The sequence below is a fragment of the Paenibacillus oceani genome, from assembly GCF_014705615.1.
Classification (GTDB): domain Bacteria; phylum Bacillota; class Bacilli; order Paenibacillales; family NBRC-103111; genus Paenibacillus_AB; species Paenibacillus_AB oceani.
Genome location: NZ_JACXJA010000060.1, coordinates 1 through 15483, shown reverse-complemented (window position 1 = coordinate 15483; position 15483 = coordinate 1). Strand labels below are relative to the sequence as shown.

General features: G+C 55.0%; 11 protein-coding genes. 6 read left to right on the top strand and 5 right to left on the bottom strand.

Annotation, left to right across the window (positions count from 1 at the left end; translation table 11 throughout):
• Positions 1-39: 39 nt before the first annotated feature.
• Positions 40-1797: an ABC transporter ATP-binding protein gene (locus tag IDH45_RS31365; RefSeq protein ID WP_190932099.1), complete on the top strand. Its 1758-nt coding sequence runs from the start codon at positions 40-42 to the stop codon at positions 1795-1797.
• Positions 1798-1805: 8 nt separating this feature from the next.
• The gene (locus tag IDH45_RS31360; protein ID WP_190932098.1) at positions 1806-3890 is read left to right on the top strand and encodes an ABC transporter ATP-binding protein; all 2085 of its coding nucleotides are present in this window, start codon (positions 1806-1808) and stop codon (positions 3888-3890) included.
• A 57-nt stretch (positions 3891-3947) separates the two neighbouring features.
• On the opposite strand, the gene IDH45_RS31355 is transcribed toward IDH45_RS31360, so the two are convergent.
• From IDH45_RS31355 to IDH45_RS31340, 4 genes are read right to left on the bottom strand one after another with little or no spacing between them, the layout of a single operon-like run.
• Entirely contained in the window at positions 3948-5117 is a 1170-nt protein-coding gene (locus IDH45_RS31355) for a GerAB/ArcD/ProY family transporter (protein ID WP_190932097.1), read from the bottom strand.
• Between the two features lie 16 nt (positions 5118-5133).
• Positions 5134-5364, bottom strand: coding sequence for a hypothetical protein (locus IDH45_RS31350; RefSeq protein ID WP_190932096.1), 231 nt, complete (start codon positions 5362-5364; stop codon positions 5134-5136).
• A gap of 5 nt (positions 5365-5369) precedes the next feature.
• Positions 5370-6569 (bottom strand): Ger(x)C family spore germination protein, encoded by a 1200-nt coding sequence (locus IDH45_RS31345; protein ID WP_190932095.1) that lies wholly within the window; start codon positions 6567-6569, stop codon positions 5370-5372.
• Between the two features lie 19 nt (positions 6570-6588).
• On the bottom strand, positions 6589-8109 hold the full coding sequence (locus tag IDH45_RS31340) for a spore germination protein (RefSeq protein ID WP_190932094.1): 1521 nt from the start codon (positions 8107-8109) through the stop codon (positions 6589-6591).
• 157 nt (positions 8110-8266) lie between these two features.
• On the opposite strand from IDH45_RS31340, the gene IDH45_RS31335 reads away from it, so the two are divergent.
• The 3 genes from IDH45_RS31335 to IDH45_RS31325 all read left to right on the top strand — a co-directional run bounded on the left by IDH45_RS31335 (position 8267) and on the right by IDH45_RS31325 (position 12800).
• The gene (locus IDH45_RS31335; protein WP_190932093.1) at positions 8267-9361 is read left to right on the top strand and encodes a GerAB/ArcD/ProY family transporter; all 1095 of its coding nucleotides are present in this window, start codon (positions 8267-8269) and stop codon (positions 9359-9361) included.
• 91 nt (positions 9362-9452) lie between these two features.
• Positions 9453-9890: an Hsp20/alpha crystallin family protein gene (locus tag IDH45_RS31330; RefSeq protein ID WP_190932092.1), complete on the top strand. Its 438-nt coding sequence runs from the start codon at positions 9453-9455 to the stop codon at positions 9888-9890.
• Positions 9891-11108: 1218 nt separating this feature from the next.
• Entirely contained in the window at positions 11109-12800 is a 1692-nt protein-coding gene (locus tag IDH45_RS31325) for a MutS-related protein (RefSeq protein WP_190932091.1), read from the top strand.
• Positions 12801-12941: 141 nt separating this feature from the next.
• On the opposite strand, the gene IDH45_RS31320 is transcribed toward IDH45_RS31325, so the two are convergent.
• Positions 12942-14486, bottom strand: coding sequence for a catalase (locus IDH45_RS31320; protein ID WP_397327120.1), 1545 nt, complete (start codon positions 14484-14486; stop codon positions 12942-12944).
• 181 nt (positions 14487-14667) lie between these two features.
• Between IDH45_RS31320 and IDH45_RS31315 the strand changes: the two genes are divergently transcribed.
• Entirely contained in the window at positions 14668-14985 is a 318-nt protein-coding gene (locus IDH45_RS31315; RefSeq protein ID WP_190932089.1) for a hypothetical protein, read from the top strand.
• The last annotated feature ends 498 nt before the right edge of the window (positions 14986-15483 follow it).

Genomic DNA, 15483 nt, shown 5'->3' with positions numbered 1-15483 from the left:
CGGCTCAGGCGAGCCCTAAGGAGAGGAGCGTAGAGAGAGATGCTGTCGGTACTGCACAAGCTAGGCTGGTTTTTCAAATTGGAACGGAAGAGGTATATTTTCGCGATCGCGCTGCTGATCATAGCGGGGATTCTGGAGATTGTACCGCCGATGATCGTCGGGCAATCGATCGACGCGATTCAGAGCGGCGCGCTGACCTGGGAGAAGATTACGGTCACGCTGCTGATTATGCTGGGCATTACGCTCGTTGCGTACATTACGAACTATTATTGGCAATACAAACTGTTCGGCGGGGCGTTTGTGCTGGAGCGGATGCAGCGTTCCTTGCTCATGAGACACTTATTGAAGATGACGCCTTCCTTCTATGCACGGAACCGGACCGGCGATCTGATGGCGCTGGCGACCAACGACTTGCAGGCGGTGTCGCAAACGGCGGGCTTCGGCATCCTGACCTTTCTGGATTCGACGATCTGGATGGCGACGCTGCTCGTCACGATGGTGTTTTTCGTCTCATGGAAGCTTACGCTGGCGGCGATCCTGCCGCTGCCGATCATGGCGGTGCTGGTCAGCCTATACGGCAAATGGATTCATAAGCGGTTCATGGACGCCCAGGACGCCTTCGGCCATATGAACGACGGCGTGCTGGAGACCATATCCGGCATTCGCGTCATCCGGGCTTACGTACAGGAACGGGAGGCGGAAAAGCGGTTTGCCGCCGTCACCCGGGATGTGCTGGACAAAAATATCGCGGTCGTCCGTATCGACGCTTTATTCGAACCGACGATGAAAATATTAACCGGCGCGAGCTACCTGATCGGTCTCGGTTATGGCGCCTACCTCGTCTATAACAGCGAACTTACCATTGGCGGACTCGTCGCGTTTAACGTCTACTTGGGCATGCTGATCTGGCCGATGTTCGCGATCGGCGAGCTGATCAATATTATGCAGCGGGGAAGCGCCTCGCTGGACCGGGTCGGGGCGGCGCTGGGCTCGAAGCAGGACGTTCCGCCTCCTGCGGTTCCGGTAACGGTCGATGCACCCGAGAGAATCGAGTTCAACAACGTTACGTTCCGTTACCCGTCCTCGCCGGTCGATAATTTGCGCGATGTGACGATTACGCTCGAGCCGGGCATGACGCTCGGCATCGTGGGCCGGACGGGTAGCGGCAAGACGACGCTGATCAAGCAATTGCTGCGGGAATATCCGCCGGGAGAAGGGACGGTATCCATCTCCGGCACGCCGATCGAAGCGATCGCGCCTGAACAGCTGAAGTCGTGGTACGGCTACGTGCCGCAAGAGCACTTCCTGTTCTCCCGCACGGTACGCGCGAACATCGCATTCGGCAGCCGGACCAGCGGTGCCTCGACGGAGGAACTGGAGAAGGCGATCTCCGTGTCAGCGCTGCGCAAAGATATGAGCTTCCTGCCGAAAGGGCTGGAGACGATGGTCGGGGAGAAAGGCGTATCGCTGTCCGGAGGCCAGAAGCAGCGCGCCTCGATTGCCCGGGCGCTCGTATCCGATCCGCCGATTCTGATGCTGGACGACGCGCTGTCCGCTGTCGATTCGCGCACCGAGGCGGAGATCGTGGCGAACATCCGCACGGCGAGAGCCGGCAAGACGACGCTGATCGCCACACACCGGCTGTCTGCCATTCAGCATGCGGACTGGATCGTCGTTATGGATGGGGGACGGATCGCCGAGCAAGGAACGCACAACGATCTCATCCGGCTCGGCGGCTGGTACAAGGAGCAGTATGAAGTGCAGCAGTTGGAGATGAAACGGACCGGAGGGGAGTGAAACGATAGATGAGCGATACGGAGCATTATGATTTGGATATCGACCGGTCGGCGGGCAGCAAGAAGCAGACGCTGGCGCGGCTGATCAAGTACGCGCTCGGCTTCAAGACGCAGCTGCTGCTGGCGCTGCTAATGCTGGCCGTCGCGGTGACTGCTGAATTGGCCGGTCCGTTCGTCGCGAAGCGGATGATCGACCTGCACATTTCCGGAATCGAGAAGCCCTGGTTCCGCGCGGAATCGGCCGGCACCGCTGCCGTCATATTCGACGGGGTGGCCTACAAGCGGGAGGACCGGTTCGGGGAAGGGGAGCCGAAAGGAGCGGAAGTCCGGATTGTTCAGGCGGGCACCGCCTACTACTTTATAGATGGCAGCATCCCCTTCGACGGCTCGCGCTCCGTGACGGAGCGGGGGGAGGTACGGATTCAGTCCGGTGCCGAATCCCGCACGTACGAAGCGCGTCAGTTGACGGTGCAAGAAACGTTCAGCTTTTTCCGCCCTGAGATTGCCGGCATGATCCGGCTTTGCTGGTTTTACTTCGGCCTGCTGGCTGTATCCGCGCTGTTCTCCTACGGCCAGCGCTACTTCCTGCAGTCTTCGGCGAACCGGATTATCCGGGATATGCGGACAGACGTATTCGGGCAACTGAACCGGATGCCGGTCCGCTACTTCGACAATTTGCCGGCAGGCAAGGTCGTCTCCCGGGTAACGAACGATACGGAGACGATCCGCGAGCTGTACGTAACGGTGCTGGCGAACTTTTTTACCGGGGCCTTGTATATGGCCGGCATCTTTGTAGCTTTATTTATTCTCGATGTGAAGCTTGCTGCCATTTGCCTCTTCATCCTGCCTGTGCTGGCCGTCTGGATTTACGTATACGGCCGCAAGGCCAAACGCTACAACCGGACGATCCGGTCCGCCGTCGGCGAAATCAACGGTGTGATCAACGAATCGATCCAAGGAATGCCGGTCGTTCAGGCGTTCGGAGGCGAGAAACGGATCGAGGCGGAGTTCGAAGCGATTAATTCCAGACTGTTTACGTTCCGCAACAAGCTGCTGAACTTGAATTCGTTCACCGGTCACAACCTGGTCGGGGTTATCCGGAACATCGCCTTCGTCGCCGTCATCTGGTATTTCGGCGGCACCGCCTTGTCGGGACCGGGGGCGATCGTGACGCTGGGCGTCTTGTACGCGTTCGTCGATTATTTGAACCGGCTGTTCAATCCGATCGTCAACATCGTCAATCAACTGCCGAATCTGGAGACGGCGCTCGTCTCCGCGGAGCGGGTATTCGTGCTGCTGGACGAGGAAGGCGAGGACGTGTCGGACCGGAGGATGGACCGGTTCAAGGGTGACGTCAAGTTCGACGACGTATGGTTTGCTTACAAGGAAGAAGAGTACGTGCTGAAAGGAATCGGCTTCGAGGCGAAGCAGGGGCAGACGGTGGCGCTGGTCGGCCATACGGGTTCGGGCAAAAGCTCGATCCTGAACCTGCTGTTCCGGTTCTACGACTCGAAGCGGGGAACGATCTCGATCGACGGCACCGACATCCGCGACGTGCCGAAGCAGACGCTGCGCCAGCATATGGGCATCGTGCTGCAGGACCCGTTCCTGTTCACTGGCACGATCGGCTCGAATGTATCGCTTGACGACCCTTCAATCACACGCGAGCGTATCCTGAAGGTACTTGCCGACGTCGGTGCGGACCGACTGCTGGAGCATCTGCCCAAAGGCATCGACGAGCCGGTGATCGAGAAGGGGAGTACGTTGTCCGCCGGCCAGCGGCAGCTGATTTCGTTCGCCCGCGCGCTGGCGTTCGATCCGGCGATCCTGATTCTGGACGAAGCGACGTCCAATATCGACACCGAGACAGAGGCGCTGATCCAGAAAGCGCTCGAGGTCGTCAAGAAGGGGCGGACGACGTTCGTCATCGCGCACCGGCTGTCCACGATCCGCAGCGCCGATCTGATTCTGGTCCTCGACCGGGGCCGGATCGTCGAGCGCGGCAATCACGACGAGCTGATGAAGCGGCAGGGCAAATATTATCAGATGGTCCAGATCCAGCATGGGGACTTGGCTCCGGCCGGTATCGGCTAAAGTCGGTTCTTACAACCAACCGATACCAAAATAACGCCCCGGCCATGGCCGGGGCGTTTATTGTCCGCCGCCCGAAGGAGACGTTTCCGGATAGGGATTTCCAGCGGGATTCGGAGAATCCTGCCGGGCTTTTCCTCGCCTCGTACGCACCGATCCGACGCTCCACAACAGCAAGGGAATGAACAGCCCGAACGTTAGAATATAAGGCGGCCATATTTTGCCGTCCCACATTTTTACGTAGGCGGTATTCGGGTACATCAACAGCGATATCACGACAAGCAGCATGCTAAGGGGAGCGACCAGCATCGTATCGTCCTTCAGCTTAAGCAGTTGGCCGATTCCTTTGAGTCCCGCATAAAAATAAACGATTAATTTATAAAACAAGGAAATGATCCACAGCGTAGCCATAATGACCTCGATCCGTGTCAGAAAGTCGGCGATATTAATTTTTTTGGCAAGGGCATAGCTGGGATATACTTGCTGCAGCGTATTTCCCAATCCGAGCACGGAGATGCATACGACTGTAATGATCAACAGGTAGACGCCTCCAATCAAGCTCCCGGTGTAAAGCGCTTTGACGACTTCTTGGCGCGGCGCGTCGACCCGGCTGGGAAAGATCATCAAAAAAAAGACGAGCGGCATGGTTGAAAAGCTGACATAGTCCAGCATTCCGCTTAAAACCGGCTTCATCCCGCTGGTAAAAGCAGGCTGCAGATGTTCCAGTTTCATATTAGGCAGTACCATTACGATTAAGGCGACGTACAAAATAAAGAAAGCCGGATACATTATTTCGGAGGCGCGGGCCAGCGTTCCGATTCCTAACCGCATCCCCATCAAGACGACAAGCGCAAATAAAGTGTGAACGATGGGAGCAGGGGTATCGGCTATGATTTGAGTAATAAAAAAGTCGCCCAAATAGCTGATCAGCGAGGCGGCCCCTACCACGAGGGCGGTGAATATATACAGGACGGATACCGCTGAGCCGAACCATTTGCCCAGCCATTTGCGGTTCATCTCTACGAGGGTGCAGTCCGGCGCCAGCCGGCTGATCGCGCTGTACAGCGCGATCAGCCCCAGGCTGAACGCCATGCCGAGCAGGATCGGGATCCAGGCATCCTGCCTAACTTGGGAGGCCGTACTCAGCGGGATGAACAAAATCGAGCTGCCGATCGTAAAAAGAGTAACCAGATGCTTCAGCTGGCGAGCGGTTATTTTCCGTTGATTCATCGGTCTCTCCTCCCGGTTATTTCAGCAAACCGAACAGAAAATCGCTGAACGGCTTGTACGCGTAGGCGATCCAGTCCAGCGGATTGGGTACCGGAAGACGAAGGCTTTTTGCAAGGCCGAGGCCGAGCGAGAACGCCAGAAACGCATAAAACGCCGCTTTTTCCCGTGTGCCCAGTTTTCTTAGCTTCGGAAGCTCCAACCAGACAATCGCTACTCCAGCCGCCAAAACTCCGAGAACTGCCAGCATGAGTGTCACCGCTCCATCTTGTTAATGAAAGAATTGCTCTGTGTGCCGGTTCCGAGCGTGGTTACCTGAATGTTATAATGGACGGGCACCTTCGGGAATATTTGTTCCCAGTCTTTCTGCAGACGTTCCCACTCTTTCGGATTGCTGCGGCGGATCGCTTCGCCGAATCCGAAAATATCCGCTTTGTACTTCTTCTGGGCCCGCTGCACGGTTTTCTCCACGATCGACTTTATCTTTTTTTCCCCTTCCCGGTCCATTCGGTTTAAGGTGTCCAGATCCGATATATCGATATTGCACGCAACTTCCCCGACATTTTGGTCGATGCGGATATCGAGAGTTATCTCGGGCTTCCCATTCACCAGTTTGCCCGACAGCTTCGTTTTGGTCCGGATTACCTCTACGTCCATTTGTCCTCCTCCCGGACAAGGGAGAACGCCGACCGTGCTTTTCACCCGGTTTACAATGTAGTTGTATCCTTTGCTCTCTTCTTCGTTTAACCAGCCGACCAGCTTGTCCTTGCGGAATACCCCGATCGTCGAATATTTGAGGAAAGCGTTCGTTTGCGTCGTCTTTAAATTATCGACCGTGATGCCGCCCTCCGCTTCTCCCATTACCCGGACCCCGGTTAACGTTGCTTCCTTGCCCGTAGTCATCAGATCCGTCATCAGCTCGTCCAGAAATACCCCGACTGTCGGCGCCCATACGCTCTCCGACGTTTGCAGCGTCTTGTATAAAAAGTTGGCTGGCACTTTCTCGAGCGGCTGCAAGATGCTGAGCACCTGCTTCGCTTCGGTATCCCGGGCGATGATGACGTAAAAATCGGTGCGCATCTCGTGGTCCCGGGCGAATACGTCCAATATGTTCTGGATGCCTTCCTTGGCCACTTCCTCGCTGATGATCAGCATCCGCAGATGGGACATGTAGATTTTGCGGGGAGTATGCGTCGTCATCCGCCGAAAAATCTCAAACATCGTCTTTCCCGTTTCATCGTAGATCGTCACGGGAGAATTGTCACCCCCTCCTTTTCGGGCGGCGATCTCCTGCGGATTTACGATTTGGATCGATATCTGGTATTTCTCCCCTTGCTTATCGATGCCGACTCCGAGGGCGATGGACAGATCGTTCAGCTCCCTGCGGTTCCAGCAGCCCGACAGCAGCGCGATCGTCAATATGCTGATTGCAAAGGTTGCCGTTATCCGTTTCATATGCGCCCCCGCTTATGCTTTATTCTGGTTGATGTCCTTGTACTCCCGAAGGAGAGGAGGACGCCTGGTTGGCCTGGTTATCGTTGCCGGAGGACATTCCCCCGCTGCCGGCCGCTGCCGGTCCGCTCCGGCGATTCATTTGCCACCAAGGAACGCGGACTACGTTGTCTTTCTGGTCTTTGGCGTTAAACGGAGCGAAGGGCTTCATGTACGGAATGCCGAACGATTGCAGGTGGCACAAATGAAGGACAAGCGCAATCATCCCGATAATAATCCCGAAGAAGCCGAACGACGCCGCCAGCCCCATGAAGGCGAACCGCAGCAAACGGATGGAGATGCCGATCTCGAAGCTGGGAAAAATAAAGCCAGTAATCGCTGTAATCGATACGATAATGACCATCGCCGGAGAGACGAGACCGGCTTCGACGGACGCTTGTCCGAGCACGAGAGCGCCTACGATCGAGATTGCCGTTCCGACGGCCCGGGGCATCCGGACGCCCGCTTCCCGCAGCAGCTCGAACGTAATCTCCATCATCAGCGCCTCGATAAACGCGGGAAACGGGATGCCCTCCCGCTGAGCGGCCAGACTGATCAGCAGGGAGGTCGGAAGCATCTCCTGATGGAAGGTCGTGATCGCAATATACAAGGCGGGAGCCAGCAGCGAGATAAACAAGGCGAGATACCGGAGCGCGCGCAAAATCCCGAAATCGGCCCGATGGTAGTAATCTTCCGGGGATTGCATGAATTGGGTGAACAGCCCGGGAACGAGCAGCACGAACGGCGTCCCGTCGACGATTACGGCCACTCTTCCTTCCAGCAGCGCCGCCGCCGCGACATCCGGGCGTTCGGAATTGTTGACGGTCGGGAAGACGGTGAACGTCGTATCCTGAATAAACTCCTCGATATAGTTGCTTTCCAGCACGCCGTCAAGCTGGATGGCTCCGAGCCGCTCATGCAGCTTCGCCAGCACGTCTTCCTTGACGAGCCCATTAATGTACATGACGGCCACATCGGTTTTCGTGACGCTGCCGATCTGTTTCATCTCGAGCCAAAGGTTCGGGTCTTTGATCCTTCGGCGGATCAGCGAGATGTTCGTATGAATCGCTTCGGTAAACGCGTCCTGCGGCCCGCGGACGACCGTCTGCGACACAGGCTGGGATACCGGGCGCAGATCGCCCCCGCGGGTGTCCACGACGACGGCCACATCGGCCCGATCGGACCAGACGACGGTATCGCCGGACAAGATAGCCCTTTGAATCGCGTCGAAATCGGTTTTGCAGCTTACATCACCAACGGTTATGGCGAGATGGCGCATGATGCTGCCGGAATCGTCCGGGTCGATCGAGCCGCTGTGCAGCAGCATCGATTCCATCAGACGGAAAACCATATCTTTGCTGACCAGCCCGTCCATATATGTAATCGCAAGTTTGCCTTCCCATCCTTGACTTAACACCAGTTCCCGTACGATCAAGTCGTTGCTGTTACCAAAGTTCGATTTCAGCTGGGCCAGATTTTGCGCAAGGGAGCGGTGAATGTTCATGACGGCTACCTCGAAGTTGTTTTATTCCCATTATGGACCAAACGGTTTCACTTTATAATCAGGTGTATATCCGCCGGTCAATTGGAAAACATTAATCCGTATAAAAAGCGCGGGGATGGCAAAGAATGACCGGTCGCCGCCGGCAGGGAGGGGAAGCATGGAACGGGGAATTGTAACGGCTCGTCAATTCGCAATGCTTGTCGTCCTGTTCGTCATCGGAGACACGATCCTGTACTTGCCGGCCAAAATCGTGCAGGAAAGCCAGCAGAACGCCTGGCTGTCGGGCTTGTTCGGCATTGCCGCCGGCCTGGTGATCGTTTCGGTATACGGCGTCCTTGCCGGATGGTATCCGCGTCAACATCTGCTAGAAATGTACGGATCGGCGTTCGGCAAGCTGGCCGGACAGGCGCTCGGGTGGGCGGCGGTGTTGTTTTTCACGCTTGATTCCGGCATTGTTCTGTGGCAGGTAGGCGATTTTATGGTAACTCATATTATGCCGGAGACGCCGATTCAGTCGTTTCTGATTTTGTTTATGGCGGTTGTCGTATGGGGATACCGACTCGGGCTCGGGACGATCGTCCGTTCGGCGGAAATCTTTTTTTATCTGGTCATCTTTCTCTTTGTCGTGCTGATCGTGCTGCTTATTCCCGAGGTGGAGCCGAAACGGCTGCTGCCGGTGTTCGACAAGGGGGCGAATCCGGTGCTGAGAGGCGGCGTTTTGCTGGTCGGTTATTATTGCGAGGCGTTTATTTTAATGATGCTGCTCCCAGCCGTGCGCTCCCGGCGGCCGATCGGAGGAGCTTATCGGATCGGCATGCTGACCGGCAGTTCGGTGCTCGCGGTCACCATCCTGACATGCCTTCTTGTGCTGGGAGCGCCTGTTACGGGCTTGCAGCTGTTTACCTCGTTCGTACTGGCCAAAAAAATCAGCATCGCCGATTTTCTGGAACGGATCGAAGTGTTTATGGCGTCGCTGTGGTTCCTTACATTATTTGTAAAGTTGTTTCTGTGCTTTTATGCGGCCGTCTTAGGGACGACCCGTTTGCTGAAGCTGAAGGACGACCGGGTATTGTCCTTGCCGTTTGCGTTACTGACTGTCGTGTCCTCGTTCGTTATCGTGCCTACGAGCATTTACTTCAATCAGTTCATTCAGCACACGTGGTGGGCATTCAGCGCAACGTTCGGGTTATTGATTCCGGTTGCGATGCTGGGAAGCGCCTGGGTCCGCTCCTTGTCTCCGGTAAAAAAATAACCGCAGGGCGCCGAAGACGCATATTCGGACCGGGAGGAAGGAAATCTATTCAGGAAAACGATTCTAGAAAGAAGCCGGGAGGGTGTTGGCAATGGCTTTGATTCCGCACGATTCGTTTCGCAATCTGGAAGGCTGGAGACGCGATCTGGACCGTCTGTTTAACGATTTTCCGGCCTTTGTAAAAGGCGATCAGCAGTTCGGCGCCCATCGGATCGACATCCACGAGACCGAGCATGAAGTAGTGGCTACCTGCGATTTGCCGGGGCTGGAGAAAAAGGAAGACGTGCATATCGACGTTGACGGCAATATGTTGACGATTGCCGGAACCGTCAACCGGACTCACGAGGTGAAAGACGAGCAGATGCATCGGCAGGAGCGGTTTTACGGCCGGTTTCACCGGTCGGTCACGCTGCCCGCCGCTGTGAACGAAGAGGCGATTAAAGCGAGTTACCGCAACGGCGTGCTCGAGATCCGCATGACCAAGCTGCAGCCTCCTCCGAAGAAAAAGATCGATATCGAGTTTCACTAAGGGCAGCAAACCTCAGAAGCGCAGCAACCCCCAAACAGGCCGCTTTGGCCGTGGTTGGGGGTTTTTGTTTTTTGAACGTTAAAGAATGTTTTAATGTTTAAATTCAATAAAGCGATAAGTGGTAAATTGAAACATTCGTTCATATCAGAAAAGCTTCCGCTTAAGCAGGGTCATTCATCGTGGAAAGGGGGGCGTTTAGAAGCTTTTCTTAAAAGATCAGAATGTTTATGTTCTTCACCGTATTAAAGCGAAGATGAGCCCGGAATGTAAGCTAAACCATACTCTAACGGACATGGTGGAGGCTATTTCGCTGAAGAACAGTTTTTTGAAATGTAACGGTCACCACAGCGCTTATTTACTCCGAACCACCTCTAAAAGTAACATATCTCACCAAATAGTTGCATTCATGTCCGTTAGAAATCAAATGGATCGAAATGCACCGTAATAACGACCGCTGTGTCCGTAAGAGTTATTGTTCTCCGCGTTTCCTTACTTGGCGTTAGATTAGAGAACATATACTACTCAGGTTCGATGACTAACGAATCGGACCGTACTTATGGCTGAAAAACGACGTTATTCCAGACTTAACGAATCCAAGCATCGTTATCGAACCGAAAGTGGAAAAAAACGATCCGATTTGCGGGAATAACGATTCAAGAGTTCGTTACAAATTCAAACGCCCGCATTCGGCTTCGATAACGAATGTGGGGTTCGTTAGCCATACCACCGCATGAAGGCAACACGATTGAGAGCGAGCGGTTGTAGCGAAGGTATCCATTCCCTTCCACGCGCTGGCGGATGGGTTTGCATGTCAAAGAACCATCAGGTGCTTTACGGACGGTTCTTTCTTATCGTTGCAGAAATTTTAAATTTGCTAAACGGTAAAGCATCGAAGCTTTGCGTCAATATAGCAAAATGCGAGTTTATGTACCAAGAAAAGCCTCCTCTTACGCAGGGTCATTCATCGTGGAAAAGGCTTCGTTTAAATGCTTTTCTTATTTATCGTCAAATCTTTTTCCGATGGTGTAAGCCCCTCTTCGAACGGATGCAGCTTGAGAATAAGGTCGTCAGCCTCCGCTTTACAGTGAAATTGGGGTCCTATAATATTCACCCCTGAATTTCCGTTGACATTTTCCAGTGATTTGAAATAATGAATGGAAAGGCTTGCAAGCGAAACGACGGTATCCGCCGTCTGTTTATGTGGAGGTGCTTCAGCTCATGGCAAATGCCGAAGGTGTCAGCCTGCTCTGGTTGTCGGAAGCTTTAAAGGAACAGTACAGGGACGTCGTACATATTTCCCCATCGGCCATAACCGATCTGGGAATCGACCGGATCGTCCAGGAACTAAGCTTTCATTACAGCTATTCGGACTTTATCCGGCAGCAACTGCTGCAATTGTGCGCGGACTCAGGCACCATTTCGTACCGTCTCGATATTATGGAAGATTTCTGCTCCGTCTCCGGACTTGGCGACGACTTCGAGAAATTGCTGCCCGTTCTTCATAAGCTGGGTACTTACAATCATTCGAAATATATGAAAAATGCCGAGCCGCTGCGCAATATAGCTTGGCAGCTGGAGATATTGGGCCTATACGTCGAATGCGTCTCCGGGCTGAACCGGATCATGACCGAATACAAGTCGGAGATTCGTTCCGAGGGGCTTCAGCGTTTGCTTCGGTTCACCGCGCAGTTGATGGAGGGAGATTCGTTTCAGGCGCTTGTTGAGGAGCTGCCCGATTTCCAGAACAAGCTGCAAAGCATGTCGAGCGTGACGATCCGGATCGACTTGGATTACGAGTTTAAGCCGGCCGACGCGGTTATTGTCGCGCTCGAATCGAAGACTGTGAAGAAGCGTCCCCTGGTGTCCCGATTGCTGGGACTGAAGTCCGGTGAGGATTCGTACGAAGGCGTTTCCTTGCATCAGCCGGTCCGCAAGCTGAGCCACACGCCATTGGACGCGGGGATGTCCAAAATCTTGGTGGAGCTGTTTAACGACTCGATTATCCCGATCGGGAACGCGCTGAAGAAATATATCGATCTTAATACCCGGATCGTTGCCGATCTGGAGGCGGAGCTGGGGTTTTATATCGGCGCCTCCCGGTTGACGCACAGAATGAACGCCGCAGGATTAAAGATGTGTAAGCCGGAAACGGTCGCCCCGGATGAGCGGATCTGCCGGCTCGAAGGAATGGCCGACCTGATTTTGTCGATCGGCTTGACCCGCCAATATCCCGGAATGGATCTTAGCCATTCGATCGTCGCCAACGATGTCGAGTTCGGCCCGGACGGCAGAATTTTTTTGCTGACAGGCCCCAATCAAGGCGGCAAAACGACCTATACCCGGGCGATCGGAGTCGCTCAGCTGCTGTTCCAGGCCGGTATCTTCGTGCCGGGACGGAGCGGGGCGATCAGCCCGGTTGACCGGATTTTTACTCACTTCAGCGAAGAGGAGAAGCCGAATATCAACAACGGCCGATTGGGAGAAGAATCGAAGCGGATCAGCATAATTTTCGGCGAAGCAACCCGGACCAGTCTTATTTTATTAAATGAATCGCTGTCGAGTACGAGCCATGCGGACAGTATGCATCTGGCCCGGGACGTGGTCAAAGGGATGCGAGTGTTAGGGTGCCGGGCGGTATATGCCACGCATTTGCTGGAGCTGGCCGCGGGCGTGGAGCGGATTAACGAAGAAGTGGAAGGCGACAGCAAGCTGATCAGTATGGTCGCCGGTGTCGAGCGGTTGGGCTCGGGGGATGGCCGGCCTGCGGCAGCCAAAGGGAAACGGACCTACCTCGTGAATCCCGGACCTCCGAGCGAACTCAGCTTTGCGAGGGATATCGCGGAGCTGTACGGGATCAGCTTCGAGCAGATCGTAAGCTCGCTGAAGGAGCGCAAAGCGATCGACCCCTAGGACGGCGGTCTGTCGGAATGTCGGAAATAAAACGAGAGAGCTTTCGCACTCGCCGCTTTGCGGGTGTGGAAGCTCTCTTGTTGGGATTCGGTCCGTGGAGAAGCTGAGGCGGCGCTTACGGCTGCCGGATCTGGACCGCGCTTAGTACCCGTCGGTCGTGCGGCCCATTTCCTCAGCCATCTCCACGCCCTGCTGTTCAGACACAGACCCGAGGCGGCCCGGCTCGGGGGAAGCCTTTGCCAGCGATTCGGCCACTCTGTGGCCATACTCCGGGTCGGCCTGCCGGAAATGCTCGATCATCTTGTCGCGAACCGCCGGTCGGCATACGAGCAGGGCGCCCGTCAAGTTGCGGATCAACTCGTCCCGCTCCCAATCCTCGAAGCTGCGGTACGTTTCGCCCGCTTGCTTGAAGTCGTTCGCACGTTCGATTTTGCGTCGTACGAGCTTCTCGTTGTACGCCGGCTCGTGCTCTTGGCCTGCAGGTTTCGCTTCGCGAAGCCCGCCGATCGAGGAAGGCTCGTAGTTCACGTGCGGGTCCTGATCCGGGGCCCGGTCGACGAAATGCGTCATCTGCCCGTCCCGCTGGTTCGTCGCCACATGTTTTTTGGGAGCGTTGATCGGCAGCTGCAAGTAGTTCGTCCCGACCCGGTGGCGCTGCGTATCCGAATACGAAAACGTCCGTCCCTGCAGCAGTTTGTCGTCCGAGAAATCGAGCCCGTCCACCAGGACGCCCGTGCCGAATGCGGCTTGTTCGACTTCGGCGAAGTAGTTTTCCGGGTTTTGGTTCAGCACCATTTTGCCGACCGGGAGGAAGGGGAACTGTTCCTGGTCCCACAGCTTGGTCGGATCGAGCGGATCGAAGTTGAGCTCGGGATGCTCATCGTCGCTCATGATCTGGACGCTCAGCTCCCACTCCGGGTATTCGCCGCGTTCGATCGCTTCGTACAAGTCTTGGGTGGCGTGACTGTAGTTTACCCCCTGAATCTCGTCGGCTTCCTGCTGGGTCAGGTTGCGGATCGGCACGTTCAGCGGCTCCCAATGGTATTTGACGAGCACGCCGGTGCCTTCCGCGTTCACCCACTTGTATGTATTGACACCGGAGCCCTGCATCTGCCGGTAATTAGCCGGGATGCCCCAAGGCGAGAAGAGGAAGGTGACCATATGGATCGATTCCGGCGTATTGGACAGGAAGTCGAACATCCGTTCTGGATCGTTGATGTTCGTAACCGGGTCGGGCCTGAACGCATGCACCATGTCCGGAAACTTCAGCGGATCACGGATAAAGAAAATTTTCAGGTTGTTGCCGACCAGGTCCCAGTTTCCGTCCTCGGTATAAAATTTGACGGCAAAGCCTCGCGGATCGCGCAGCGTCTCCGGAGAATGGCCGCCGTGAACGACGGTGGAAAAGCGGACGAATACCGGCGTGCGAGTCCCCGCCTTCTGGAACAGCTTGGCCCGGGTGTACTTGGACACCGGCTCGCCGCCGGCGGTGCCATATGCTTCGAAGTAACCGTGGGCGCCGGCGCCCCGGGCATGCACGACCCGCTCGGGGATGCGTTCCCGGTCGAAGTGGGAGATTTTCTCGAGAAAATGGTAGTTCTCCAGCGTGGAAGGTCCGCGGTCGCCAATCGTCCGGATGTTCTGGTTATCCGTAATGGGATGGCCTTGCCGGTCGGTAAGCGTCATCCCGTCTTCCTGCGGGGCGAACCGCCGGTCGGTTGGGCCTCCTGCACCGCTGACATGCGTTCCGTGTGTCGTCTGATCCGAGTTCATGCTCCAATCCTCCTGGGTAAAATCATTAATCCTACCCATTTTCTGCCTAGACGCCGAGGATTATGCATGACGCGGGCGGCGAACCGTTGAACCGATGGAAGGGCTGGAAGGGCTGGAAGGGCTGGAAGGGCTGGAAGGGCTGGAAGGGCTGGAAGGGCTGGAAGGGCTGGAAGGGCTGGAAGGGCTGAAAGGGCTGAAACTGCTGAAACTGCTGAAACTGCTGAAACTGCTGAAACTGCTGAAACCCCTGGAACCCCTGGAACGGCTGGAACTGCTGAAATCCGCTGAAACTGCTGAACCCCGAGAAGTCCGAGCAACCCTGAGCAACCCAAGCAACCCGAGACTCCCATCCTCCCAGAAACTCATAACCCCCCTCGGCACAGGGAAGCAAGATAAGAATAAAAGTCTCTAGAAGCCGCTATTTGCCACGTTTTCGGCCGATGGAGGAGAATAGAAGTCGATAGAAGCTCTTATTGACAGCCTAATCGGCTTAAAACTTAATATATGTGAAAATAAGAGTTTCAAACATCCGCTATTCTTGTCTGGCGCCCAAGTTTGTTGAAATTAAGAGGTGCAAAAAGCTCTTAATGATGCTGTAGCCGAGAGAGCAGGTGCGCTAATGGTAATATCTGTTAGAATCGATTTGCGATCATCCCGACACAAGCACACTACGGAGCCGATGTACGACAAAGATGCGTCCAGTTTTGTGGATGTAGAGTAAAATATATAATATTGGAGATTTAATATCTGAACATCGGGGCTTGTACGAATTTGCCACCCAAGCACACGCCGCTTAAGTCACATATTACCTAAAGTACTCCTAGTACTCTCTCAAATCTAATAGTATAGGTTGGATGAATATGGTATAGTTGTGCCAAAAAGAGGAATCCATAGATGCAACCTATTAAAA